The organism is Halolamina sp., assembly GCF_036626355.1.
Classification (GTDB): Archaea; Halobacteriota; Halobacteria; order Halobacteriales; family Haloferacaceae; genus Halolamina.
Map to the genome: position 1 here is coordinate 1 of NZ_JAZKRY010000012.1, position 22,701 is coordinate 22,701.

Annotated in this window: 28 protein-coding genes; 10 read left to right on the top strand and 18 right to left on the bottom strand. The window is 67.3% G+C overall.

Annotated elements, in window-relative coordinates; translation table 11 throughout:
• Positions 1-454 (bottom strand): ABC transporter transmembrane domain-containing protein (locus tag V5A38_RS03175; RefSeq protein WP_332324300.1); only part of this gene is annotated, 454 nt, incomplete at its 3' end.
• A gap of 78 nt (positions 455-532) precedes the next feature.
• Positions 533-1,285 carry an SAM-dependent chlorinase/fluorinase gene (locus tag V5A38_RS03180; protein WP_332324301.1) on the bottom strand — a complete coding sequence of 251 codons (753 nt, stop codon included), beginning with the start codon at positions 1,283-1,285 and terminating at the stop codon, positions 533-535.
• A gap of 528 nt (positions 1,286-1,813) precedes the next feature.
• Between V5A38_RS03180 and V5A38_RS03185 the strand changes: the two genes are divergently transcribed.
• A complete protein-coding gene (locus tag V5A38_RS03185) occupies positions 1,814-2,146 on the top strand; it encodes a hypothetical protein (RefSeq protein WP_332324302.1) in 333 nt (110 codons plus the stop codon).
• A 112-nt stretch (positions 2,147-2,258) separates the two neighbouring features.
• Here V5A38_RS03185 and V5A38_RS03190 read toward each other — a convergent pair whose 3' ends face one another.
• From V5A38_RS03190 to V5A38_RS03210, 5 genes are all read right to left on the bottom strand, one after another.
• Positions 2,259-3,305, bottom strand: coding sequence for an ABC transporter ATP-binding protein (locus V5A38_RS03190; RefSeq protein ID WP_332324303.1), 1,047 nt, complete (start codon positions 3,303-3,305; stop codon positions 2,259-2,261).
• Complete coding sequence (locus tag V5A38_RS03195; RefSeq protein ID WP_332324347.1) at positions 3,298-5,013, bottom strand: iron ABC transporter permease; 1,716 nt, start codon at positions 5,011-5,013, stop codon at positions 3,298-3,300. Before V5A38_RS03195 ends, V5A38_RS03190 begins: the two co-directional genes overlap by 8 nt.
• 107 nt (positions 5,014-5,120) lie before the next feature.
• Positions 5,121-6,257: an SPFH domain-containing protein gene (locus tag V5A38_RS03200; RefSeq protein ID WP_332324304.1), complete on the bottom strand. Its 1,137-nt coding sequence runs from the start codon at positions 6,255-6,257 to the stop codon at positions 5,121-5,123.
• A 125-nt stretch (positions 6,258-6,382) separates the two neighbouring features.
• Positions 6,383-6,994 carry an NfeD family protein gene (locus V5A38_RS03205; protein ID WP_332324305.1) on the bottom strand — a complete coding sequence of 204 codons (612 nt, stop codon included), beginning with the start codon at positions 6,992-6,994 and terminating at the stop codon, positions 6,383-6,385.
• Between the two features lie 54 nt (positions 6,995-7,048).
• Positions 7,049-7,234: a hypothetical protein gene (locus V5A38_RS03210; protein ID WP_332324306.1), complete on the bottom strand. Its 186-nt coding sequence runs from the start codon at positions 7,232-7,234 to the stop codon at positions 7,049-7,051.
• 94 nt (positions 7,235-7,328) lie between these two features.
• On the opposite strand from V5A38_RS03210, the gene V5A38_RS03215 reads away from it, so the two are divergent.
• Positions 7,329-7,994 (top strand): HTH domain-containing protein, encoded by a 666-nt coding sequence (locus tag V5A38_RS03215; protein WP_332324307.1) that lies wholly within the window; start codon positions 7,329-7,331, stop codon positions 7,992-7,994.
• Positions 7,995-8,035: 41 nt separating this feature from the next.
• Complete coding sequence (locus V5A38_RS03220; protein ID WP_332324308.1) at positions 8,036-8,293, top strand: zinc ribbon domain-containing protein; 258 nt, start codon at positions 8,036-8,038, stop codon at positions 8,291-8,293.
• A 4-nt stretch (positions 8,294-8,297) separates the two neighbouring features.
• Here V5A38_RS03220 and V5A38_RS03225 read toward each other — a convergent pair whose 3' ends face one another.
• Positions 8,298-8,558, bottom strand: a complete 261-nt coding sequence (locus V5A38_RS03225; protein ID WP_332324309.1) for a hypothetical protein — start codon at positions 8,556-8,558, stop codon at positions 8,298-8,300.
• Positions 8,559-8,804: 246 nt separating this feature from the next.
• Between V5A38_RS03225 and V5A38_RS03230 the strand changes: the two genes are divergently transcribed.
• Positions 8,805-10,700: a flippase-like domain-containing protein gene (locus tag V5A38_RS03230; RefSeq protein ID WP_332324310.1), complete on the top strand. Its 1,896-nt coding sequence runs from the start codon at positions 8,805-8,807 to the stop codon at positions 10,698-10,700.
• A 115-nt stretch (positions 10,701-10,815) separates the two neighbouring features.
• Here V5A38_RS03230 and V5A38_RS03235 read toward each other — a convergent pair whose 3' ends face one another.
• The 3 genes from V5A38_RS03235 to V5A38_RS03245 all read right to left on the bottom strand — a co-directional run bounded on the left by V5A38_RS03235 (position 10,816) and on the right by V5A38_RS03245 (position 13,465).
• Positions 10,816-11,937 (bottom strand): hypothetical protein, encoded by a 1,122-nt coding sequence (locus V5A38_RS03235; RefSeq protein ID WP_332324311.1) that lies wholly within the window; start codon positions 11,935-11,937, stop codon positions 10,816-10,818.
• Positions 11,938-12,137: 200 nt separating this feature from the next.
• The gene (yjjX, locus tag V5A38_RS03240; protein WP_332324312.1) at positions 12,138-12,656 is read right to left on the bottom strand and encodes an inosine/xanthosine triphosphatase; all 519 of its coding nucleotides are present in this window, start codon (positions 12,654-12,656) and stop codon (positions 12,138-12,140) included.
• A gap of 56 nt (positions 12,657-12,712) precedes the next feature.
• Positions 12,713-13,465 (bottom strand): cobalamin-binding protein, encoded by a 753-nt coding sequence (locus V5A38_RS03245; protein ID WP_332324313.1) that lies wholly within the window; start codon positions 13,463-13,465, stop codon positions 12,713-12,715.
• Positions 13,466-13,561: 96 nt separating this feature from the next.
• Here V5A38_RS03245 and V5A38_RS03250 point away from each other — a divergent pair, with 96 nt between their 5' ends.
• The 5 genes from V5A38_RS03250 (at position 13,562) to V5A38_RS03270 (ending at position 17,436) form a co-directional block, all read left to right on the top strand.
• A complete protein-coding gene (locus V5A38_RS03250) occupies positions 13,562-14,251 on the top strand; it encodes a type I 3-dehydroquinate dehydratase (protein ID WP_332324314.1) in 690 nt (229 codons plus the stop codon).
• 38 nt (positions 14,252-14,289) lie between these two features.
• Positions 14,290-15,156, top strand: coding sequence for a hypothetical protein (locus V5A38_RS03255; RefSeq protein WP_332324315.1), 867 nt, complete (start codon positions 14,290-14,292; stop codon positions 15,154-15,156).
• Positions 15,157-15,232: 76 nt separating this feature from the next.
• The gene (gene prs, locus V5A38_RS03260; protein ID WP_332324316.1) at positions 15,233-16,108 is read left to right on the top strand and encodes a ribose-phosphate diphosphokinase; all 876 of its coding nucleotides are present in this window, start codon (positions 15,233-15,235) and stop codon (positions 16,106-16,108) included.
• A gap of 56 nt (positions 16,109-16,164) precedes the next feature.
• Positions 16,165-16,587 (top strand): HIT family protein, encoded by a 423-nt coding sequence (locus V5A38_RS03265; protein ID WP_332324317.1) that lies wholly within the window; start codon positions 16,165-16,167, stop codon positions 16,585-16,587.
• 63 nt (positions 16,588-16,650) lie between these two features.
• Positions 16,651-17,436: an AAA family ATPase gene (locus V5A38_RS03270; RefSeq protein ID WP_332324318.1), complete on the top strand. Its 786-nt coding sequence runs from the start codon at positions 16,651-16,653 to the stop codon at positions 17,434-17,436.
• Positions 17,437-17,473: 37 nt separating this feature from the next.
• Here V5A38_RS03270 and V5A38_RS03275 read toward each other — a convergent pair whose 3' ends face one another.
• The gene (locus V5A38_RS03275) at positions 17,474-17,974 is read right to left on the bottom strand and encodes a hypothetical protein (protein ID WP_332324319.1); all 501 of its coding nucleotides are present in this window, start codon (positions 17,972-17,974) and stop codon (positions 17,474-17,476) included.
• 168 nt (positions 17,975-18,142) lie between these two features.
• Here V5A38_RS03275 and V5A38_RS03280 point away from each other — a divergent pair, with 168 nt between their 5' ends.
• Positions 18,143-19,009, top strand: a complete 867-nt coding sequence (locus V5A38_RS03280; protein ID WP_332324320.1) for a transcription initiation factor IIB family protein — start codon at positions 18,143-18,145, stop codon at positions 19,007-19,009.
• Positions 19,010-19,015: 6 nt separating this feature from the next.
• Here the strand turns inward: V5A38_RS03280 and V5A38_RS03285 are convergent, their stop codons facing one another.
• The 6 genes from V5A38_RS03285 to V5A38_RS03310 form a co-directional block, all read right to left on the bottom strand.
• Positions 19,016-19,681, bottom strand: a complete 666-nt coding sequence (locus V5A38_RS03285; RefSeq protein ID WP_332324321.1) for an AAA family ATPase — start codon at positions 19,679-19,681, stop codon at positions 19,016-19,018.
• Positions 19,678-20,433 (bottom strand): hypothetical protein, encoded by a 756-nt coding sequence (locus V5A38_RS03290; protein WP_332324322.1) that lies wholly within the window; start codon positions 20,431-20,433, stop codon positions 19,678-19,680. Before V5A38_RS03290 ends, V5A38_RS03285 begins: the two co-directional genes overlap by 4 nt.
• A 42-nt stretch (positions 20,434-20,475) precedes the next feature.
• Complete coding sequence (locus tag V5A38_RS03295; protein ID WP_332324323.1) at positions 20,476-21,303, bottom strand: hypothetical protein; 828 nt, start codon at positions 21,301-21,303, stop codon at positions 20,476-20,478.
• A 25-nt stretch (positions 21,304-21,328) separates the two neighbouring features.
• A complete protein-coding gene (locus V5A38_RS03300; RefSeq protein WP_332324324.1) occupies positions 21,329-21,667 on the bottom strand; it encodes a hypothetical protein in 339 nt (112 codons plus the stop codon).
• A 25-nt stretch (positions 21,668-21,692) separates the two neighbouring features.
• Entirely contained in the window at positions 21,693-22,304 is a 612-nt protein-coding gene (locus V5A38_RS03305) for a hypothetical protein (RefSeq protein ID WP_332324325.1), read from the bottom strand.
• Between the two features lie 84 nt (positions 22,305-22,388).
• Complete coding sequence (locus tag V5A38_RS03310; protein WP_332324326.1) at positions 22,389-22,664, bottom strand: hypothetical protein; 276 nt, start codon at positions 22,662-22,664, stop codon at positions 22,389-22,391.
• Positions 22,665-22,701: the final 37 nt, after the last annotated feature.

Consider the following 22,701-nt stretch of genomic DNA (forward strand, 5'->3'; position numbering starts at 1 on the left):
CGTTGTTCAGGATGCTCATCACCTCGCCAGTCTGGCGATTATCGAAGAACTCGACGCCCTGGCGCTGAAGCGCGTCGTAGCTGTCGACCCGGACGGAGTGCTGGAAATACTGGGAGAAGCGGTTCCAGAGGTAGTTGTTCGCCCAGCTGAACAGTGAACTCAGCGCGTAGGAGGCGGCGACCAACCCAACCGCGAGGAGGAACTGCGGCCCCTGTTCCGTCGGGAGCCATGCGCTCGGCATGAACGGCAGCGTGAACGGCCGTGTGTCGAAAAACAGCGCGTCGATGGCGATGGCGAGGACGAACGATGGCACCAGCGCCATCGACATCTGAAGCACCGCCCCTAACCCGCCGCCGATGAACGTTGGCAGGCGCTCGCGGCCGTACTCGAGAAACAGCCGGAGGATGGCGTTGCCCTCCTCGGCGCGAAGCTCCTCGAACTCGTCGTCTGTCACGTGAACAATCGGTCGGCCGAGGCGGGAAAACAACTCGATATCGGAGAGTCCTGTGGGGTTCGCTGCTCCGAGCCACTACTAGCGTAGCTCCACCGTGTCTCCGGCCGCGAGGTCGAACGCCTCGTCACCACGGCCACGGTTGACCGCGAACTCGACGTAGTCGTGGCTCCCGACGGTGACGAGCCGCTCCCCATCGCCGACGGCGGCGTAGGAGCGCCTGACGGGCGCCTGCAGGCCGTTTACGATCACGGAGTCACGGTCCGAGACGAGACGCCCGGGGATGTTGCTTACCGTGTTCCCGAAGTCGTCGACGACCAGTACCTCGCCCGTTGCGCCGTCGCTCCCCAGATTCGGTTCGGGGAACGTCAGGTCCACCCACTCGGCCGTCGGAGTGGCCCGCGCGACATCGGCGACGCTCCCGGCCTCGTGAATCTCCGCTGCTGCGGGGGCGAACACGTCCCGTCCGTGGAACGTGTTGCTCACCGCATCCTCGTCGCAGGCGAGGTCGTAGACCGCGAGCTCCGTTCCGGCATCAGTGAGCGCCCGGGCAGCGGGAACTGCGACGCCGTTATCCGGCGCGATGAGGTGGTGGTCCCCGGCCTCGATGGCGAGTGCAGCGCGTTCGGTGCCGACGCCGGGGTCGACGACGACGAGATGTGTCGCCGGTGGGAACTCCGGGAGCGTCTCACGGAGCCAGAACGCCGCCGCCCGCACGTCCTGCCGGGGGAAGTCGTGGGCGATATCGACGAGTCGGGCGTCCGAGCGCTGGAGGATGACGCCCTTCATCGCGGCGGGGTAGGGGGTGCCGAAATCCGAGGCGAGCGTGATCATGGCCGACTGTAGCGATCGGACGGTAGAAAAGCCCGTGGCCGGCTCCCTGCCGCTGGAGCGTTCTCCTCGTAGAGGCCTTCGCGGCGAGTACGTCCTTTATCACACCCGTCGGCTACCAGACGAACCTGCTGGTCGACGGACCCGGCGGCTACCGAGCAGTGTCGAGACTGACCCAAACGAATAGTTAACAAGAAGCTAAGTGCTCGCAGGGGAGAAATGGCTTCAAGGCCGTCTTCTGTGTTTCATCTGGTCCCGACGCTCGTCTCCGCTCGTCCTGCCTCCCTCGCTTCCGCGGCACGGGTATCGGCCCCTGTGGAGGTGAAGCTCGACTGGGAGGATGCAGCTGAGCTCGGGAACCTGAAACGCTGGCGGACGTCTGCCGCGAGCACGGGCTCGCTCCGGACGCTGTCAGCAGTGTCCATCTGCCACCAGGGACGACAGATCGGTACGGGATGGCGGCGGCGTCTGACAACGTCGGGACGATCACGAACCTCACCGAGCACCCAATTGCCCTGGAGAACACACCGGATGGACGCTGACCTCCGGAATCGTGTCGAGGGCCCGTTCCGCAGGGTCCTGCAGGACCACGAAGCCGGCCCAACAGTCGAACTCGATCCGGGGGACCCATGGCGGCCGGTACGCACTGCACTTCACCTCGTGGGTGGCGAGCGGGTGCAGGCCGTGCATCTGAACGATCCTGTGGACGACGGGACGCCCAATGTGCAGAACGGCGTTCCCGATGGCATGCGGGCCGTGGTCGAGTTCTGTCGGGAACACGAGGTGGCGATCGTTCTCGAACCGGGGCCGGCCGAGGCCGAACAGGTGGCGGCTGCACTGGAGTGGCTCCGTGGCTCGGGTTGAACAGAACGTCCAGACTGCAGCCTGGCGCTGCTGCAGACCAGTCCCGACTGCGCAAGCCGCCAGTGAGTTCGCAGCCACGGACTCTCTCCCGAACTCGGAGTTTCAGCAGCTCTTACAGCAACGTGGCGTCACCCGGCACGAACCCGACAGTCACCGGCTCAACCTCCGGTTCCGGGAGCCGGAGCACGACGTCCTCGTCCGCCCACTCGCCGTAGAGCCGGGCCGTGCCGCCGAGATACTCCGCGCTCTCGATGTCGACGGTGAACCGGTTGAGTGCTGCGTCGGTCGAGAGCGCATCGGGCCGGACACAGAACTGGATGCGATCGCCAGGGGTGTAGCCTTCCGCCGCCTCGAGTTCGACGCGCTCCTCGCCGGCGGGCGCACCGTCGACGGCGACGACGAGGCGACCGTTCTGGCGGGTTTCCACCACGCCAGCGAAGAGGTTGTTCTCGCCGACGAAGCCGGCGACGAACGGAGTTTCGGGCGACTCGTAGATCGCCTGGGGCGTGCCGACCTGCTCGGCGCGGCCGTTGTGCATCACCGCCAGCCGGTCGGAGACCGCGAGCGCCTCCTCCTGGTCGTGGGTGACATAGAGCGTGGTGACGCCGAGTTCGTCCTGGATCTGCTTGACCTGTCGGCGAAGCTGTTCGCGCAGGCGGGCATCCAGCGCGCTCATGGGCTCGTCGAGCAGGAGCACGCCCGGGGCGGGGGCGAGTGCCCGGGCGAGTGCGATGCGTTGCTGCTGGCCGCCGGAGAGCTCGTCGGGCTCGCGGTCGCCCATCCCCGGCAGGTTCACGAGGTCCAGCAGTTCGTCGACGCGCTCGTCCGGGGTCACGCCACCCGGCGGGTCGCTGAACGTGAGGCCGTAGCGGATGTTCTCCCGGACGGTCATATGGGGAAAGAGCGCGTAGCTCTGGAACACGACGCCCACGTCGCGGTCCTCCGGGGGGACGCCCGCAGCGTCCTCGCCGCCGAGGCGGACGACACCATCGGTGGGCTCCTCGAGGCCGGCGACGAGCCGCAGCGTCGTCGTCTTCCCGCAGCCCGAGGGGCCGACGAGCGTGAAGAACTCGCCGTCCCGAACCGAGAGCGTGAGTTCTTCGAGCGCGACAGCATCGCCGTACTCCTTGCGGACGGCCGCGAGTGCGAGGTCAGCCACCGAACCCACCCCCGTCGCCGCCGAGACGGTCGATGACGGCGAAGCTGGCACCGGTGACGAACAGCAGGACACAGCCCATCGCCGTCGCCGGGCCGAGCCGGCGGCCGATGAACCGTTCGATGGCGACCGGCATCGTGTACCCCGACCCCCCGGTGGCCAAAATCACCGTCGAATCGAACTCACCCATGCTGATGGCGAACGCGAAGGCGGTGCCGGCGAGCACCCCCGGCCAGACCTGTGGGAGTTCGATGTCCAGGAGCACCCGGAGCCGGGAGGCGCCGAGCGTGCGGGCCGAATCCAGCACCGAGCGGTCGATTGTCGCGAGCAACGGCGCAACGCTCCGGGTGACGAAGGGGTAGGCACCGACCGCGTGGGCGGCGACGACGGCGAGGCTCCCGGCGACGACAACTCGGTGCCCGAGGATGGGGACGCCGAACACCAGGCCGCGGAGCAGCCCGAGCCCGACGACGACGCCCGACACGGCGAAGGGGGCCATCCCCACTGTATCGACCAGTTTTCGCCCGGCGAACTCCCGGGTCGAGAGCACCGCGAACAGCAGCCCCATCGGTACCGAGACGGCGAGGCTGGCGACGCCGTAGAGCAGGGAGTTCAGCACCGCGGTCAACGGCTTCACCTGGAACGTCGCCGCCGTGGCCTGCCGGTCGACGAGAAACTGGTAGTGCGCCAGGGTGAGTCCCCCGTCAGGCCCGGTGACGCTCGCGAGTAGCATGCTCGCGATGGGGCCGACGAACACCAGCAGGGCAACGGCGATGTAGCCCCAGACGGCCACTCTGTCCGCGGTAACGGGACCGAAGAGCTGTTTCCGGGCTGGCGGCCGGGAGGCGCTCGCGGCGCGCTGGCGGGCCTCGTAGCGCAGGTACGCATAGGTGAGTGTGAGCGAGAACACCGTCTCCAGCAGCGCGAGCCGTGCGGCGGTGGCGTAGTCGGCGCTGCTGACGGCGTTGTACACCCAGACCTCCACGGTTGCGAGCTGGAGCCCGCCGAGTGCGAGGACGATGGCGAACGACATGAACGTGAAGATGAACGTGAGCAGGGCGCCGGTCAGCAGCGCCGGCAGCAACTGGGGCACCACCACGTCCCGGAACGCGCGGCGGGGCGAGGCGCCGAGGGTGCGGGCGGTTTCGGTGATACTGCCGTCGACGCTCTCCCACGCTGCCGCGACGATGCGGGCGATCAGCGGCGCGTTGTAGAACGCGTGTGCGAGGACGATGATCTCGAGCGTGAACAGTAGTTCCACGGGCGGGAGCCCGCTGCCTGTCAGCACGCGGTTGACCGTCCCGTTCCGACCGAACGTGGCGATGAACCCCGTGGCGACCATGATCGAGGGCATGACGAACGGGAGCGCGGTCAGCGAACGCACCGTCGGCCGACCGGGGAACTCGAAGCGTGCGAGCAGATAGGCGCCTGGAAGCCCGAGCACGATGCTCGCGAGCGTCGAGAGCACCGCCTGGTACGCGGTGAAGCCGAACAGTCCCAGCTGGTAGTTTGGGAAGGGATAGACGATGACGGCGTTGCCGACCGGGAGCTCCAGCGTGTGGGGCTCGACGGCGGTCCACAGTACCGATGGGTCAGAAACTGCGTGGGCAAACACGCCGAAGTAGAACGGGTCGGCGACCACCTCGAAAAACGGGGCGACTCCCGTACGGGTTGCCTCGACAAGAACGGTCGCGACCGGGTAGAAGAACATCAGCCCGAGCACCGAGACGGCGGCGACGGCGGTGGCTGGGAGTACAAGCGCCTCCGCCGTCTTACTCCGTAACACGAGAACCGGTTGCGCGAGGAGCTACTTAGGGGTCACTCCTCGGTTTCGGTCTCCGTCTCCACGTCGAGGTCCTCCTCATCCGGCTCCGAGACCACCTCCTCAGCGGGTTTGATGTCGGGCTCGGAGCCACCGGACATGACTTTCTCTGCCTCCTGCTCCATCGCCTCGGTGTCGAGTTCGGCGGCCTCGTCGATCTGGCCGAGGATGTCTTCGATGTCGTCGAGACCCAGCATCTCCCGGGTTTCCTCGTCGAAGTCCAGCGAGCCGAGGCTATCCTTGGTCTTGCTGTCGCTGCCGGTCAGATGCTGGCCGTAGCGACCGACGAGCGAGGTGAGCTCCTGGGGCATGATGAACGTCGAGGAGTCGCCCTGGCCGATGTTCTCCAGGGTCTCCATCCCCCTTTCGATGATTGCGCGCTCGCCCATCGACTGGGCGGATTTCGCCCGGAGCACCGTCGAGATGGCGTCACCCTGCGCTTCGAGGATCTGGGACTGCTTCTCCCCCTGTGCGCGGATGATGTTGGACTGCTTCTCCCCTTCGGCCTCCTCGACGGCGGAGCGGCGCTCCCCCTGTGCCTCGAGAATCATGGCACGGCGGCGGCGCTCGGCGGAGGTCTGCTGCTCCATCGCCTGCTGGACGTCCTTCGAGGGGTTGACCTCTCGGACCTCCACGGACTCGACACGAATCCCCCACTCGTCGGTGGGTTCGTCCAGTTCCTTGCGGATGCGGGCGTTGATCTCCTGGCGCTTGTTCAGCGTGTCGTCCAGTTCCATGTCGCCGAGCACCGCCCGCAGTGTGGTCTGGGCGAGGTTGGAGACGGCGGTCTTGTAGTCCTCGACCTCCAGATACGCCTTCCGGGCGTCCATCACCTTGATGTACACCACCGCGTCGGCCGTGACGGGTGAGTTGTCGCGGGTAATTGCCTCCTGGCGCGGCACGTCGAGGGTCTGTGTCCGCATGTCGAACGCGTGGGTCTGTGAGACGAACGGGGGGATGAAGTTGATCCCCGGTTCGAGCAGTTGGCGGTACTCGCCGAAGACGGTGAGTGCCTTCTTTTCGGTGGCGTCGACGATCTCGACGGCCTGCCAGACGGCGACGACGACGACGAGCAGGAACAGAAGCCCGACGACGCCCCCAACGGGGCCGAGCTGGAGCGGTTCAATAACCATGGTGAATAGTTTGGGTGTCGGCGTCTTAATAGTTGCCCGACGAACCGCAACGCCGTCTCGCTAAAACAGTGTGTTGGGTTGTTAGTTTCGTTCTCCCTGGAAGGCCAGGGCGACGGTTTCGGCCGTCAGTTCTCTTCGGTCTCTCGCTCGTTGGATTCGTCTTCGGGGTGGGCTTCCTCCTCGGCCGCTGTCTCCTCGCCGGCTCGTCGTTCGTTCTCGGTGCGAGCGCGTTCGAGTTCCCGGTCCAGTTCGCTCTCGACGTTGCTGAGCGACTCGACGGTGACGACGTTGCCGCCGCCGGGGTCGACCACCAGCACCTCCTCGCCCTCGGCGATTTCGCCGTCCATCGTCCGGGCCGTGTAGTGGGGGTTGAAGCCGCCGCCGTCGACCTTCACCTGCCCCCGGCCGGTGGTGACGCGTTCGGTAACGCGGGCGGTTTTCCCCTTCAGGTCGTCCGAATCTCTCGTCTGGGCTTGGCCTTTCCCACCGTAGAGGTCGAACTCCCGGTAGCCATAGAGTGCGAGCCCCCCGAACACCAGCACGAGCACCGAGAGCACGAACGGCGAGGCCAACGGGCCGAACAGGAGCCCGACGAGCCCGGCCGCGAGTAACGCGACGCCGATGACGATGAAGTGGGCGCCCGGTGCCAGCGCCTCGGCGATAGAGAGCCCTAAGCCGGCGACGACGAGCAGGAGTGGGAGTGCTTGAGGGCCGAGCAGGTCGAACTGGAGCAGCATCACCTAGAAGGTATAGCCGCCTACCTATCAACGTTGGCCACCGCGGCAGAGCGTCTAAACGCCGAAGAGGACGATCAGCGTGAGGGCGATGCCCAGCAGGACGAAAAACGCCCCTTCGAGCGACGGGTCGCCCCGTTCGATGGGTGGGGGTGTTGGCTGCTGCTGCCCACCCTCGGTGACCTCGTCGAGATTGAACTGCCACTCACTCTCTTCGTCGCCGTCGGTCGCGCTGTCGCTCATCCGTCTGAACATCGCGGATGGGCGCGGAAAGCCGTTTGGGTGGGTGGTCGCTGTCGCCGAAACCTCTTTGTTCGCCAAGAGTCGACGGTACGGTATGACTGACGGCGCCGACGAGAGCCAGCGGCGCTCGTCTGCCAACCGGAACTCGAAGAGTTCTGGTAACGTCGACGAGAGCAAGCGGGCCACACTGAAGCGGTTCGCTGCGGCGGGTGCAGCGACGCCGTTCGCTCGCCTCGGCGGCCGCGAGGAGGACGCCGGCCGCTCGGACGCCCGCGACGCCATCGTCGGCTATCTCGCCAGCATGCCAGGGGCCCACTTCTCGAAGCTCCGGGACGACCTGAGCCTGGGGACCGGCGAAACACAGCACCACGTCGAGCGACTGGTCTCCGACCGCGTCGTCGTCTCCCGACGCGACGGCGACTACCGCCGATTCTACCCCGCTGACCGGTTCTCGCCGTTCGAACAGGTTGCGCTCGGCTATCTCCGTCGAACGACCCCACGCGGAATGATGCTCGAACTGCTCCGGGAGCCCGCGGCGACCGGTGCGGCGCTGGCCGAGAGCCTCTCGGTCTCGCAAGCGACGGTGAGCAACCACGCCGGCGAACTGGAGTCCGCCGGCCTGCTCTCCCGCGAGGACGGCTACAGCCTGAACCGCCCGGAGACGCTCATCACGCTTGTCGTCCGCTACGCCGACTCCTTCGACGCCGAGACCGCCGCCTTCGCCGCCGAGGCCGACGACCTGCTCCAGTACGATCCGTGAGGGGTCCGAACTGCTAAGTTCTCACGCCCCCATGTTCGGCTATGTTGGGCAGCCCCGTGCTCTGGCTGCTGGTGCTGGTCCCCATCATCGCCCAGATCCCGCTGCTGCTGTTGCTGATGCGCCATATCGAGATCGAGGAGGAGCCCCAGCGCGCGCCGGGTGATGTCTGGGGTGAGACCGCGTACGAGGACTGGGAGCAGGCGGCCGGTCCGCCGTCGTCGGCGAACCAGTGTCGACACTGCGGCGCCGAGAACGAGGCCGGCTATCAGTTCTGTGGGAACTGTATGGCCCGGCTCTGACTCGCTACTCCGCGTGGGTTACCTTCCACGTCGTTCCGGAGGAGTAGCCCCACTTCTCGATCGTCAACCCGTGGTCGGCGCTGAGCAATGCCCGCATGTTCGCGCCGACCTCCTTTGCGGTCATGTCGAGCTCCTCGGCGACCAGCCGGGATTTGAAATACGTCTTCGCGCCGGCGGCCTCACGCAGATACGCGAGGATACGGCGCTGTTTCTCCGAGAGGTCGGTCGGTGTCGCTGCACTTGCCGTGGCGCCGTCCGTGCTCATGGCTCTCACAACGGCGTGTTCCCCCTTGAGGAGTTTGGTACGGCGGGTTAAACACGGTGCAGTCATGCGATTTCTTGCCCATAGCTGCTGGTAAACGACCGAGCTACCCCCGACGTGGGGTACGGTCGGCTAACGGTCGGTCGACCTCCGGAAGTACCCTCGCGCCTCCGTCCGGTCGTGGCCGCTCCGGTCAGGCTCGCCACCGTTCAGAAGCTACTTACGGCCGCCGCGGCTCAGCGTCCTACAATGAGTGGCCCCGCCGATGGGAGTGAGACCGCCGACATGGCGGCGGGGGTAGCGGAGTCGGACGCCGAGGTGACGGGCCCTGCCGGTGGCTCAACCCCGAAGTCGGTCGAGGTCAGCGTCGTCCTCCCGGCGTACAACGAGGAGGAGAGCATCGAGGAGACGGTGCGGACGACCCTCTCGGTGCTCGCCTCGTTCCTGAAGCCCGGGAGCTTCGAAGTCATCGTCGCCGAGGACGGCTGTGCGGACCGCACGCCCGAAATCGCCGACCGACTGGCCCGTGAGCTCCCCCCGGTCAGACATTACCATAGCGACGAGCGGCTGGGTCGCGGTGGCGCGCTCGAGCAGGCGTTCGCCGCCGCCCACGGCGAGACGCTGGTCTACTTCGACACCGACCTCGCGACGGATATGAAGCATCTGGAAGAGCTGGTGACCACCGTTCGCTCGGGCGATGCCGACGTGGCGACCGGCTCTCGCTGGATGCCCGGTAACGTCGCCGACCGCCCCGCAAAACGAGGCATTCCGTCGAAGGGGTACAACGGCGCTGTCCGGCTGTTCCTCCGAACCGGGCTCCGCGACCACCAGTGTGGCTTCAAAGCCGTCTCGCGTGAGGCGTTCGAGGCCGTCCACGACGACGTGGAGGACCGCCACTGGTTCTGGGACACGGAACTGCTGGTGCGCGCTCAGCGCGAAGGGTTCCGCGTAAGGGAGTTCCCGGTCGACTGGCAGCCCAGAGGCGACTCGAAGGTCGATCTGGTACGTGACGTGTTCGGGATGGGAAGCCAGATCATCCGCACGTGGTGGCAGCTCTCGGTGCAGCCCCGCATCACCCGCAGAACGTCACTGGTCGCCAGCGTCCTGCTGGTTTCGCTGGCGCTGGTGCTCTCGACACAGTATCTCGATTTCTCGGCGGTCATCACGAACATCGGCGCCGCCGACCCGCTGCTCATCGGCGCTGCCACACTGGTCTACGTGCTTTCCTGGCCGATTCGGGGGCTGCGCTATCGGGACATTCTCGCGGAACTGGGGTTCACCGAACGCCTCGGCTTTCTCACCGGGGCCGTCTTCATCTCCCAGACGGGGAACCTCGTCTTCCCCGCACGGGCCGGTGACGCCGTCCGCGCGTACGTCGTGAAAGCCAGACGCGGCATCCCCTACCCCTCGGGCTTTGCCTCGCTGGCGGCCGAACGCGTGTTCGACCTGCTCACGATCACGACGCTCGCGGGCGTGGTCCTGCTGGGCTACACCGCCACAGGTCAGTTGGCCCAGGTGGTCGAATCAGTCACGGGCGCGCCGGAGAGCGGTCGCATCGCGGTGTTCGTCGCCATGTTCGTCGGCGCCGTCGCCATCGCCGCCGTCGCGGGCATCGTGCTCTCGGCCCGGTCGGAGCGCAATCGCGTCCGGGGACTGGTCACCCGCTTCTCCTCGGACTCCTACGCCGACTTCGTCGCGGGTGTGCTGGAGCGGTTCGTCGGGGACGTCCAGAAGGTCGGCGGCGACCCCACGGCGTTCAGCCGCGTCGGCGCGACCAGTCTGTTCATCTGGACGCTCGACGTGGCGACGGCGGCGCTCGTGCTCGCGGCGTTCTCCCCGGGGCTCGCGCCCGCGACGCTCGTCTCGGTCTGTTTCTTCGCCGTCTCGGTGGGGAACCTCGCGAAGGTGCTCCCGCTCACCCCCGGCGGCGTCGGCCTCTACGAGGCGGCGTTCACCCTGCTCGTCGTCGGACTGACGCCGCTCTCCTCCTCGGTCGCACTGGGCGCCGCCATCGTCGACCACGCGGTGAAAAACGCCGTCACCGTCGTCGGCGGCGTCGTCTCGATGCTCGCGCTCAACGTCTCGCTGACGACGGCGGTCGAGGAGACCGAGGAGGTAGAAGAGGAAGGCGTCGAAGTATCCTAACCCCTCAGAGTGATTACTGCGAATAGTTGCATCGACGGTGTCGAACGCCGCCGGTTCAGTGGCTCCAATCACCGACACGGATGGTCACGGCGGGACAGACTCGCAGTAATCACTATCAAACCAGGCCGATGAACCACTGGATCGCCCACTGGACGCCCAACGGAAGCACCACGCTGAAGAGGATCTGTGACCACATTCTGATTGTCGCTGGAAACTCCCGCGTATCGCGAACCTGTTCGATTCGGTGTTTCTCCCGCTCCCACTGCCGGAGCTCCTCGCTATCCTTCAGCGTCTGTCGGACGTCGTACGGCTCACTGATCAGGTCGTAGAATCGGGACTCGAGCATCTTCAGTTCCTCCCGACGCCGCTTGCGCATGTATCGGTGTAAGCTGCCCAGCGAGAAGGCGATCGACAGGACACCGACGGCCCAGAGCCCCCCGACGATGACCGAGACGAGCTGTTCCGGCGGCTGGTAGGGCGTGTACAACATCTCGGGAAACAGGAACGGGGCGTACAGCAACACGGTGATGAGCACGACGCTGAGGGTGAACAGATAGTACGACTGTTTCAACACGGTCCCGACTGGCCGGAGCCCGCCGAGGTTGTGTGGGTCGAAGTAGTAGATCTTGACGTCCTCTCGGTCGAACCGCCGTGGCAACGAAACGTGCAGACTGAGATATATCGCCGCTGTCTCGACGAGGATCGGAGCGTAGACGAACGGAATGATGACGACCCACCCGAACAGTCCCGCGACGCCTTCGTATTCGAGAATCGGTAGAATCCGCCCGCTCAGCACCAGATAGCTGTAGTACCCCCCGACAGCTATCAGAAAGAACGCTCGCTTGAAGCGAACCGGAACCAGCCGTCGGAACGCTGTTGACCCGGTCGCTGTCCGTGTCTCGATTCTGATCTCCTCCAAGACGCTCCCATAGCGGTCTCGGGCGTACCTGTTGGTAACCACCGCCAGAAGAACCGTCGCTGGGAGGGCCAGCCAGGACGGATTATCCAGAACCGTGTTCCGTCCGACCGTCAGTTGCTGGACCGTGTGGAGGACGAAGATATCGAACAGAACGACCCCACCAACCAGCAGATACGGATCCGGGACAGGTGATGACCACTCGTCGGACGGCAGTGTCAGTCCTAGCCGACGTGCGATCCGCTCGCTAAGCGTGGCAACTCGGTCGGCCGCGATCTCTACCCAGAGTCGTTCCCCGTACGTGTGCTTGTTTGCGGACATTGGTCGTGCGTGTGGCGACTGTCGTTCAAGCCGAAACCTGTCTACGGTTCGGTTGGCCCGTCACCAGTGGCAAATCGGGTGGGTACTCATCGAACCGAACTCTCGAGGAGTCAAATAGCTATCTCCCCCGGTGACGAATCATCTCCGACGGCGCCGAGTCAATTTCGAGACCCCATGACGGATTCTCCGAGGGCTACTGCTCAGTAGTGCTCGGTCACGAACGGCCCCATCGCCGCCGCTACCCCCGCTGCGAGCGCGTCGTCCCGGTCGACCACGCCCGCTGAGAGCGCACCGGCGGCACCCTGGCGCTTCGCCACATCGTTCTCGCCGAGCACGTCGTCCATCACCGACCCCAACTCCTCGCCGGCGTCGACGCGCTCGGCGATGGGACCGGGCAGCCGGAACGACGGCCCCGCGCCGCGGCCGGTGCGCTCGCCGTCAGTCGCTGCCGCCCACATGATGAGGAACAGTCCCGCCGAGCCGGAGAACTCGGCGACGCCGCCCTCCAGGCCGACGCCGAGGTCGTACTCGCCGGCCGCGAGCGCGTTCGCCGCGCGGTTGCCCGCGCCGGTGATCGTCTCGGCGTGGCCCTGTGGCTGCTCGGAGACGCCGGAGTCGACCGAGACAACCTCGACTCTCGGGCTCTCGAGCGTTGACTGGACGGCCGCTTCGACCGCGCGACGCTTGACCGGGTTTCCGCTGCCGACGGCGATTCGCATTGGCCGCGATTGGCTACAGGGGTACGTGGGGCTTGCGATGGCGGCGCCGTCGACCGCTATGGCGCCAGGTCGGCCCCATGAAACAGTGTTGCCAGCCGCTCGATCCCATCGAGCAAGCGGGGGCTCGGCTGGTTCAGCGTCGCATCGTCGACGACGTGTACCGCGGCCGCGGGCGCCCAGCCCCGCGCACGGAACGCGTTCGGGTCCACCGTCTCGCCGTGGCCACAGAGATGGAGCACGACGTGGTCAGGGTCGGCCGCGTCGACCTCCTCGGCGCTCACCTCACGGGAGCGCTGGCCGGGCTCACAGAACGGGTAGGCGCCACCAGCAGCCCCGACGGCCTCGGGTACCCAGTTGCCAGCGACCATCGGCGGGTCGGACCACTCCTCGCAGTAGACCGTCGGGACAGGTTCGTCAGCGACCGCCGCTTCAACCTGTTCCAGCCGCTCCCGCGCGTCTGCCGCGAGCGCTTCGCCGGCATCGGGCGCGCCGACCGCTTCACCGAGGGTGGCGAACCCCTCGATCACTTCCTCGAGCGTCCCGGGCTCCCGGTGGAAACCTGACAGTCCGCGGGATCGGAGTTCGTCGCGGTGCTCGCGCTGGAGCGCGTCGCTCGTCAGCACGAGGTCGGGGTCGAGCGCGGCCACCCGGTCGTAATCCGGATTGAGCCACCCACCGACGCGCTCGGGCTCTTCCGTCGTGTCGACAGCGTCGAGGTCACAGTGAACCGTCGCGCCGAGGAGCGCCGCGCCGGCGTCCATCGCAGCCAGCGTCGCCGTCGCGCTCGGGGCCAGTGAGACGAGTCGCATTACCCGACAGAGCGGACCGGGCGGGGAAATATCCCCTGGAGGCGGTCCGTGATCACCGTCCAGAACCGGTTTCACCCCCGCGCACCATCTCTCCCTATGTTCGACTCGTTCACCCTCGTCGCCGCGACGGCCGATCTCGCCGACGAGCCGGCGGCCCGCGGCGTCGCTGATCTCGTGGAGTTCCGGATGGATCTGGCGAGCGACCCGCTCGCGCAGCTCGCGAGCTACGACGGCGAGCTTCCCCTGTTGGTCACCAACCGCCCGTCGTGGGAGGGTGGCGAGATTCCCGGCGGCGAGGCGCGGCTGGAAGCGCTCGAGGCGGCGGTCGGCAACGAAGCGGTCGCCGCAGTCGACATCGAACTGGCAGCGCTCCGGCGTGGCGGGGAGATCGGCGACGCGGCGAATGCGGTCGCCGCGGAGGCCGAGGCGCTGGGCGTCGACGTGGTCGTCTCGGTCCACGATTTTGTCGGCACGCCGTCCGAGCGGGCGATGGCCTCTCTGCTCACCGCGGCGGCCGATGCCGGCGATGTCGGAAAACTCGCGGTGACCGCGGTGAGCAGGAGCGACGCGCTGGCACTCCTGTCGGCGACTCACGCAACCGCTGCGATCGGCGAGCGGGTGGCGACGATGGCGATGGGTGAGCCCGGGCGTCACACCCGCGCGGTCGCACCGATGTACGGCTCCCGAATCGGCTACGCACCGGTTCGGGCCGAGGACGCGACGGCGCCAGGCCAGTACGATCTGGAGACGCTGGCCGACCTGGTGGTCGAACTCGGCGGACCGTAGCAGTGCGATTTTTGCGCCCCCCGTCCCGAGCGACCCGTATGTCCACGCTCTCGGAGAAACGCGTCTACGCCGAGCAGGGCGAGCCGACACCGGTCTACGTCGCCGCCGAGCAGGGGCTGGTACGTGCGAAGCTTTCCGGCGACGCCGTCGGAGAGTTCTCACTCGCCAGGAGCTGTACCGCTCGCGACGTGGCGCTCGGCGACGACGGGCTGCTCGCGCTTGCGACGACGGAGGAGACACTGGTCGGTGGCGACGCCGAGCTGCTTCAGCAGACAGGGTTCGGCTCCGCCGTGGCTGTCTCGTTCGTCGCCGATACCGGCGCCGGCCGAATCCCGACAGCGGCTTCCGGCGCCCTCATTGCTGCGACCGGGGCTGGCCGAGTCGCCCGGCTCCCGCTCGACACATCCGAAACGGCGAGGCCGACTTCCGATGACTGGACTGATCTCGGACCGATCGAGGGGGTGCGAGCGATCGACGGCTCGCTCATCGCCGCCGAGAGCGGGGTCTCCCGCATGGTGGACGATACTCTCGAGCACGCAGGGCTCTCCGATGTCCGGGACGTGGCGGCCCGTGGCGCCCCTCTCGCTGCGACGGGTGAGGGGCTCTACGAACTTGGCAATGGCTGGATGGTCGCCCGGGATACTGCACACGACATCATCGCGACGGACGGTGAGCGTGCCCACGCGGTCGACACCGATGGAGCACTGTTCGCTCGCGAAGGTCGGGAGTGGGTGGGGACGGCATTCCCAATCGAGAGCAGGCCAGCAGACGTGGCGTACACCCCGGATGGCGTCGTTGTCGCTACCGAATCGGGGTCGCTGCTTGTCGACGCCGGCGACGGCTGGCGCTCACGCGCGCTCGGTGTGACGGGCGTCCAGGCGGTTGCAGCGCCGCGAATAGAGTGAGCCGCTCCCACGGTGTGGGCCCGCAACGCTGGCGGCAACGGAAACGTGTTTACCGGCGGCGACGCGACCCTCCGGCATGATACTTCCGGGCTCGCACTCCCAGTCGCTCTCGGCCCGTCTGGCAGCGGCGACCGACCACCGGCTGGGCCGCGTGCGCTACCACGAGTTCCCAGACGGCGAGCTCTGTACCGCCATCGACTCGCTGGAGGACGGCGAGACGGGAGCGCTCGCTGGCGAGGAAGCCGTCGTCGTCGCCTCGACGGTCTCGAGCGATGCCAATCTCGAACTGCTTCAACTGCAGGACGCCGCCCGCGAAGCCGCTGCCGACCGGGTGACAACGGTCATCCCGTATATGGGCTACGCCCGCCAGGACGAGGCGTTCAAACCCGGCCAGCCGGTCTCTGCCCGGGCCCTGGCACGAGCGATTTCGACCGGGACGGACCGAGTGATCCTCGTCTCGCCGCACGAACCGGCGCTCGCGGATTTCTTCGACGTGCCCTGTGACACCGTTAGCGCGGCCTCTCGGCTCGCCGAGCCGCTTCCCGAGGGGCTGAACGATCCGGTGTTCGTCGCGCCGGACGAGGGGGCGGTCGATATCGCCGAGCGAGCCCGCGACGCCTACGGCCGCGGCGGTGCGGACTACTTCGAGAAGGAGCGCGATTACGACACCGGCGAGGTGACGGTGAACCCCGGCAGCGCCGAGGTGGCTGACCGTGACGTAGTGCTCGTCGACGATATCGTCGCCACCGGGTCGACGATGAGCGAGGCGATTTCGGCGCTCCACAACCGAGAAGTGAACCGGGCGTACGTCGTCTGCGTCCACCCGCTGCTGGTCGGCAACGCCCGGACGAAACTCGAAGCCGCCGGCCTCGCCGGCATCTGGGGAACTGACACGCTCGAACGCGACGTGTCGGACACCTCAGTCGCGCCGCTGTTGGCAGAGCGCCTCTGAGTGTCGACTCGCCGTAGCCCGCACCTTCTTAGCCTGCCGAATCTAACGAGTCCAGCATGCCCGAGGACTGCATCTTCTGTCGCATCGTCACCGGCGACATCCCCGGACGCATCGTCCACGAGACTGACCACGCTATCGCTTTCCTCGACGCAAACCCGCTTGCGCCGGGCCACACGCTCGTCATCCCCAAGCAGCATTACGCCCGACTCGAGGATATCCCCGGCGAAGAGGCCGCCGAACTGTTCGGCGCGGTCCACGACCTCGTCCCGCAGATCGAGGCGGCTGTCGACGCCGACGCCGTCTCGGTCGGGATCAACGACGGCGAGGCCGCCGGCCAGGAAGTGCCCCACAGCCACGTTCATCTCGTCCCGCGGTTCGAGGGCGACGGCGGCGGCCCGTTCCACGCTATCGCGCCGGCCAGCGAGGAGCCCGCCGACGAGGAACTCGACGAGATCGCCGCGACCATCCGCGGCGACTGAGCCGCCGTCCGAACACCGCCGGGGCCACAGCGTTTTTACGAAGTGACGGGTGAAAACAACCGTATGTCTCCCACGACTGCCGCGCTCGTCGGCGCGACCGGTGGCGCCGGGACCACCCGCTGCTGCCTCGAACTCGCGACTGCACTGGCCGCCGATGGCGCCGACGTGGCCGTGTTGGACGCCGCCTACGATACCCAGGGGCTGGCGCGTCATCTCCCGGGCCGGCTCGACCCGGACATGACCGCGCTCGTCACCGACGAGACGGAGAGCACGCTGGCTGCGGGGCTCGTGGCGTTCGACCCCGCCGAGCGCGCCGATGCGTTCGCCGCCGTCGACGGCGACCCCGAACCGGGTCGAATCGCGTGCTGCCCGGCACACGCACCGTTCGAGCGGCTCGCACGCGCGAAAACGCCTGACGCAGCGCAGGCGCTCGAGTACCGCATCGAGGAGGCCGCTGCCACGTTCGACTACGTACTCGTCGACACGCCGCCGCTGGGCTCGAACCCCGCCGTCGCGGCTGTTACGGCTGCCGACCGAATCAGTGTCGTCGCACCCGCGACGAGTCACGGCCTCGACGCGGCACAGGTCACCCGCGGTCGGCTCAAGGACGTGAGAACGGCCGCCGACGCAGTCGTCGCCGTCGACAGGGCAGGCAGCGAAGTCGTCCCGCAGGACGACGCTACCGTCGTGGTCCCCTCGCTGCCCGGAGACGCGCCGACCGCACTCACCACGGAGCGCGGGCTGGACGCGATGGAGCGGCTTGCTGGCGCAGTCGTCGACGACGCGATCGACTTTGCGGTCGCCGACGAGGGACTGGCCGACAAGCTCTCCTCGATCCGGACGAACTGACTCGGGCTTGCGAGGCGCGCGCAGGCGTCGACCCTCGTTACAAGAACTCGTCGACGCTTCCCACCGCATCCGCGAGCGGCGCTTCTGTGCCAGTCCCGTTCCCGAGGTCGGCGACCGCGGTTACGAGTTCTGGTGCGGGCTCGTGTGTCTCGATATACGTCCCGAGCGCGAACTCCGCCTCGGTCGCGCCGGTGAGTTCGACGGCCTCCGAGCGGGGAAGCTGCCCATCGAGCCAGTCCCGGACGATGCGGCGCGCCATGGGCGAGAGCGGCGTCACGCCCGAGACGCCGCAGCGGTGAAGCGCCTTCGCGGCGGTTACCGGGGCGATTCCCGCCTCTCGTGCGGACTCGGCGATGCTCGTGCCCCCGACGTGCGTTTCGACGACAGTCGCTGCAGCCTCCGACGTGCACGGAAGCTGCTCGGTGTGCGGCCGGAGGCGGTCGAGCAGCTCCTTCCCCGTCTCGTCGACGGTGGCGACGCCGCGGCGCTCCTGCTCGGCTGTCACCTCGATGCCGGCGGCGATCTCCGAGAGCGTCATGACTCAGGTTGCTCCCCCCACTTATTTAGGTTATTCGACGATTGAACTATCGAACCGGCTCCTGAACGTAGAGCCTACCGGTAACCGGTACCTTCGCCGGACGAAAGCAAGACGGAGAGGGGGTGAACCACCTTGGTTTATGTATGGAATCGGGACGGAGTTCCGAGTATGAGCAAGGCACGCTCACGAGGCTGTCCGGAGTGTGACGGGCGACTGAGTACCGAGGGCGACGAGACCGTCTGTGACGGGTGCGGACTGGTGGTCTCGACAGATCGGCTCGACCGCGGGCCGGAGTGGCGCTCGTTTGCGGACGACGACACTGACCCAGCGCGCTGTGGGGCGCCACTGACCCGGTCACGTCACGATCGCGGGCTCTCGACGGAAATCGGGCGCGACGGGCGCGGGAAGGGCCGGAAGTGGGCCCGGCTGCGCCGCCAGCACCGCCGGACCCAGATCCGATCCAAACGCGAGCGCAACCAGGTGTACGGGTTCACCGAGATCCGACGACTGATGGGTGCGCTCTCGCTGCCGGACCGCATCCGCGACCAGTCCTGTTCGCTGTTCAAGTCGGCCCAGGAGGCGGACCTGCTCCGCGGGCGCTCCATCGAGGGGTTCGCGAGCGCGGCGGTGTACGCGGCCTGTCGGGCCGCGGGCGTCTCCCGCACCACGAGCGAGATACTCGACGTCTCGAAGGCCACAGCTGGGGAACACCGCGCGGCCTACGACGCGCTGAATCGCGAACTCGGGCTCCCGGTGTCGGCGGCCGACCCGACCGAGTTCCTCGCTCGCTTCGCCAGCGAACTCGACCTGGGACAGGCGACCCGGCGCCGTGCCCGTGACCTCGCGACGGAGGCGGTCGAGATGGGTCACGCGAACGGGCGGAACCCATCCGGCGTCGCCGCGGGTGCGCTCTATCTGGCTGCCCAGTACGAGGGCGAAGCGCTCACGCAGACGGAGGCAGCGGAGGTCGCTAGCGTGACGGCAGTCACCGTCAGAACGACGTATCAGACGCTTCAGAACCGACGAATCGATTAGCGCTTCTTACTGGTTCTCCGAACAGCGCGCGACGCGGTCGGCCATCCGTTCGAACGCCGTTCCAGCCTCGCTGTCGGGCGCGGCGTCGATGACTGGCTGTTCCGCACAGACGGAGTAGCCAACGCGCGGATCGGCTGGCACGGTCTCGACCGGCGCCCCCAGCGCGCTCCGGACCGTCGCCGTTGGCATCTCCCCGATAACCCGGTTGAGCACGACACCGGCCACGCCTGCGTCGAGTTCGCGGGCGAGTTCGCGCGTCCTGAGCGTATCCGCCAGTGCGAACGGCTCGGGTGCGGCGACGAGTACCGTGGCGTCAGCAACTGCAAGCGGCACTCCGGCATCGGCGCGCATCCCCGCGGGACAGTCGACGACGATGGACCCGCGCTCGGGCTCGATCGAGGTGAGCGCCTCCCGAAGCCGGCCGAGCTCCGCGGCGCGGGCGCCAGCCAGTGAGCGGCCACAGGGGAGGACGTCCACGGGGCCGGCCCGTACCGCCTCCCAGGGGTCGGCCCGGCCGGCCAACACGTCGTGGAGCGTCGGCCCGCGACCTGTCGGGAGGTTCGCCATCCCGAGGTCGCCGTCGACGACCACTGCGGAGAGCGCTGCGGCGATGTTGTACGCGACAGTGGTTTTCCCAACGCCGCCTTTCCCGCCTGCGACTGCCAGAATCACACGAGCCTCCGGAGCGCGTCGACCGGCGGGGTCGCTGTCCGGGCTCGTACTGCGAGTGCGGTCGCCTCGATGGCGAGTGTTCGAAGGGCTGCGGCGTCGTCGTCCAGTTGCTTCCCCAGTCGTTCGACGCCGACAACACCGCCGTTGGTGTCGAGGAGTGTGGTCGCCTCCGACACTGACGCGAGCCCCAGCGCCTCGACGGTCTCGATGCGCCTCCGATACGGGGCAAGTCCGTCCTCGAAATCAGGCGGGAGGTCAGCTTTCGGGGCGGACTCGGCTTGGTCGGTCCCCTCGATAGGACCCGAACCGCGGTCTTTGGCGTTCCCGGGCTGGCCGCTGTTCTGCCGAGACTGGTCGCGCTCTCGTGGTTCACGTCCGCCGAATACGGGGTCCTCACCAAGCACCGCCCGCGGGGGGCGCGCGTCGCCGAGGTCACGTATCACGTCTTTTACGGCTTCCCCAGCTCCTGTCATCTCCGCGGGCGCGCTAACCGCAGCGATCTCCACTGGCGGCTCCCTGTTCGGCGCAGGACAGGCGTAGCCGCGAGCAACTGTTCGCTCGGACGGAACGACCGCGGTGAGGCCGTCGCGATCCCAGCCAGCCTCCGGCTCGCGCTGCCGTCGCGGCGGGAGAACTGGGCCGTCGAGCCGGTTCCTGAGTCGCACGCGTCTGTCCACTGCTCGTTCGTTCGTCAGGCGCACGCTGACGAGCGTGATGCCGCCAACGCTCTCGGTTTCCCAATCGAGCTCCATCGGCGGGACTGCTGCGCTCTCCGGGAAAAGCTCGGAGGGCCCTCAGCAGCGGATGACTGGTGCGCCGACCGTTTCGGCGGCAGCCCCAGCAGAGTCGAACCGACCGGTGTCGTCGATCACGGGTGCTCGGAGGTCGGCAAGCCGAGCCGCGGCCAGGGCTACGGTGACGGCGTCGCCCTCGACTCCGAGGGGGTCAGTTGAGAGGGCCCCCGCTCCAGGTACCGCGGACACCGCGGCGTCGAACGCGTCAGCGAGTTCGGTTATCAACGCGCGACGGGCATCACGACGGCGATTGGCGACACGGTCCTGGAGGCGAAGGCGCCGTTCACGAACCGACCGAGCGCGCCGTGCCTGGCGTTCGGCGGCCTCCTGTGCCTGCTCGGCAGCCAGCCGCTCCGTCTCGGCCTCCGAGAGCCGCTCGGCGGCGTCCGCGAGCGCTGCTTGGGCGGCCTCGGTGTCTGTATCGGTTCGCCGCCGGGCTTGGAGCCGTCCGCGCGCGGTCGCGACCTCCTCGCGCAGTTCCGCCACGTTCTTGCCGGCCGCTGCGAGCTGTCGGCGCGTCTCCGCGGGGTCGACGCGCTCAGTCGAGAGCGCCGCAAGCTCCCGCTCGGCAGCGGCCAGCGCTCGCTCTTCAGGCACCCGGACGCCGCGACTGCGCGATGCGGCCACGAGTCTGTCGAGCGGCGCGGTGTCGTCAGTCGGATGGGCGAGTGACTCCCACCAGCGCGACGGGCTGGGGCACGCGACTGAGATGTGACGGTCCACGGTCCCCCGTATCGCGTTTTTGAGTGTCTCCGAAGAGAGTTCGGTGGGGGTAAGATCGACAGCGTGTCCCGTCAGCGATGCCTCGCTCTCTCCATCCCCCTTCACCGGGGCTCTCCGAACGACGCGCATCTCAGAGTTCCTGCCCCTCCATCGCTGCCGCTTCGGGGTGGTCGGTCCCGACGGCGAACTTGGCATAGGGTGTACTGGGGCTGTCGCGGGACTCGTAGGCACTGGCAGCCTCCCGTACCGATGTGGGCACCTCCTCGAACTCGTTGAGTGGCCGGGTTCGTTCGACCTGCACGTCGCCGCCGTGTTTTTCGCGGAGTCGTAACGCGAGGAACGCTCCAAGCTCGGTTCCCGCGAGCAGTGCGGCGCGGCCGAATCGCCGGACTGTCGCCGCCTCGTGGCTACGACAGATGTTCCGCAGACTGTTACGTGCCTCCCGCGAGTAGGTAACGAGCAGCAGCATTGGTTGCTGCTGCCTCGTCGGGAAATTAAAAGTTCCGGCTCCGAACCTTTTTCTCGCCATCGTCGGCTTCGACGATGGCGTCCATCAGCGTCGAGATGCTCTCGACGGTCTGCTTGTCGTGTGCGTCCGGATCCATGTGGAAATGGGCAAACGCGTCGAGTGCGGCCATCCGCCCGGTGAGAATGTGCAGGAACTCGTAGGCGGTATCGAGTTCCACGTACTGTAACAGTGCGGTCAGCGAATCGAAGCAGACGATGGTCCGATTGCCGTTGTCCTCCCATTCGGTGAGGAACTCGGTGATACGGATGCCCAGCCCGGTGAGGTCGTTGGGGCTACTCACCGTCTCGACCGGCTTGTTCGGGCCCGAGAACTCCGAGCTGCCGGCAACCGACCGCATGGTATCTTCGACGCTCACCATTCCAATCTCTGCCAGGCTGTCCGGGGAGTCGGACTGCCACTGGCGAAGCTGCTCATCGGGTGATCTGGTGTAGGAAACCCACAGCACGTTCGACTCGCTCGCCTGCCCTGATCGCAGCAGATTCGTACAGGCTTCTTCGGCTTCGCCCGCGAACGAGGAGGAAAGCAGCAGCGTGCTATTAGCTCCGGATAGATGTTCCGCCAACCGCTCTCCGCTCATCGTTTCTGTCACTGCGTATTCCTCTCGTATGCCAATACATGCCCATCTATCAAAGTCTTTTCGACTTCTCAGGTTTGAGAACCGTCACAGCGGCTCGACGTCGAACGCGGCGTTTTCAGCTGCGAGACGCGATCTGACACGTTCTTCGGCTTCGGCCGGGTCGGCGGCGACGACGACGACGCCATCCGCCGGTTCCTCGCCGACGGCGCGGTAGGCACGGCGCGATTCGTCTTCGAACTCGGTGGCGTAGCTCTGGAGCACCGATTGGACCCGCTGCTGGGTGGTCGCGAGGTCGTCGTCGCCGGCCTCGAACGCACGCAGCGCCTCCTCGACGTTGCGGAGCGCGGAGATACGGTCCACGACTGGTAGATGATCTGGCCGAGGATAAAACTGATTC